The 1,306-nt window shown below is 52.5% G+C and carries 2 protein-coding genes; both read right to left on the bottom strand.

Features of this window, described 5'->3' with window-relative positions; all coding sequences use genetic code 11:
* Positions 1-275: 275 nt before the first annotated feature.
* A complete protein-coding gene (locus D6694_09410; protein RMH41082.1) occupies positions 276-764 on the bottom strand; it encodes a DUF3368 domain-containing protein in 489 nt (162 codons plus the stop codon).
* Positions 765-770: 6 nt separating this feature from the next.
* A complete protein-coding gene (locus tag D6694_09405; protein RMH41081.1) occupies positions 771-1,046 on the bottom strand; it encodes a UPF0175 family protein in 276 nt (91 codons plus the stop codon).
* Between the last annotated feature and the right edge of the window lie 260 nt (positions 1,047-1,306).

Genomic DNA, 1,306 nt, shown 5'->3' with positions numbered 1-1,306 from the left:
GTCTCATGCCTATGCTAGCCCATGGTGCGTTGCAAAAGCGTTACAGGCCCGGCTACAGAAGGTCAGCATTGCAACTGACCAGGTAGTTAGCCTTTCTCATCAGGCCTTGAACGAACAACAGGTACGCGTCCATAGGGTCTCAGGCGTATTCGTCCGTGAAGGTGGAGGCTCGGATGAGCGTCGCCCTCTGCTCTAGCGGTGGAGGGATTGCAATGAAGGGGGATTGTATAACTCCTGTTAACACAGAACGGGCTGTGCAGCCCCAGTTAGGGAACTCACTTCTCATTCGCTTGCTCTAGCACAGCATCAACCACTCGCTGGCTTACGCTGAACCCTTTCGCCCTAAGTTGCTCTAATTCAGGCCGAAGCACCTGGATAAGTCCCATCTGTTTGGCCTTCAGCAAAATGCCGATGGTGCCAACTTTTCGTAATCCCAACTGATCCAGTTTTCGCCGCCCTTTCCTCTCATCCATGAGAACCCAGTCCGCTTTGATTTCTCGCGCCAGTACGATTACTTCCGCTTCTCCTAGATCGAGTTCATCGAGAAGGACTTCCACCGCCAACCGGTCTTTCACTTCTATCACCTTGATCCACTTGGCTCCTATCACTTCCCGCTTGGCGCCACCTTTCTCGCGACCAAATACCACTGCCTCATCGTACACAGCTTGCGGAATACAGATTTCTTGGAATAGCTCTCGCAACAGTTCAAATCGACCTATCGAAGCCAAACCAATGAGCGGTGTTGTATCTGATACAACAATCATCGCTGTTCACTCATCTCGTGCCATGGTTGCAACTGTTTCGAACTCGTCTTCCAACTCTTGGGGTGAGTAGTCGATGTATGCGATGCCCCGCTTCCGCAGCAAGGCCAGGAATTCCACCCGAGAAATCCCAAGCAGTTGTGCCGCCTTTCCCGATGAAATGGCTTCATCCGTAAATAGCGATAGTACAAGCCATTCTTTGACACTGTTCTGTACACGCGCCTGATCGTATCCGAACCGCAGCAAATCAGGCGGCAATTTCACCTCAAATGTCACGTCTGCCATCGTTTCATCCTTTCTCCAGTGCGACAATGAAGTCGTCACAGATCGCAGCAGTCTGTGGTGTCCACCGACAGCTGACTCGACAAGCCGCACATGCAAACGCGCCCAGCCTGCGTTGACTCACTCATTGTAGCATAACATTGAACCCCAGCAACGGACCGAGAAGCGCATCCTTTGCGACGAGGATTCATCCTCCTGCACCAAAGAGCACCGCCCAAAACGCGGGGACGCCAACGATCTGTAGGCCCTCAATCTGTCCCAAG

It is taken from the genome of Gammaproteobacteria bacterium, from assembly GCA_003696665.1.
In the GTDB taxonomy this organism is placed as follows: Bacteria; Pseudomonadota; Gammaproteobacteria; order Enterobacterales.
This window is presented reverse-complemented; position numbering and strand designations above follow the sequence as displayed.

Bases quoted from the DNA above. Each gene is read 5' to 3' on its own strand.
- D6694_09405 (RMH41081.1), bottom strand. From the start codon at position 1,046: ATGGCAGACGTGACATTTGAGGTGAAATTGCCGCCTGATTTGCTGCGG.
- D6694_09410 (RMH41082.1), bottom strand. From the start codon at position 764: ATGATTGTTGTATCAGATACAACACCGCTCATTGGTTTGGCTTCGATA.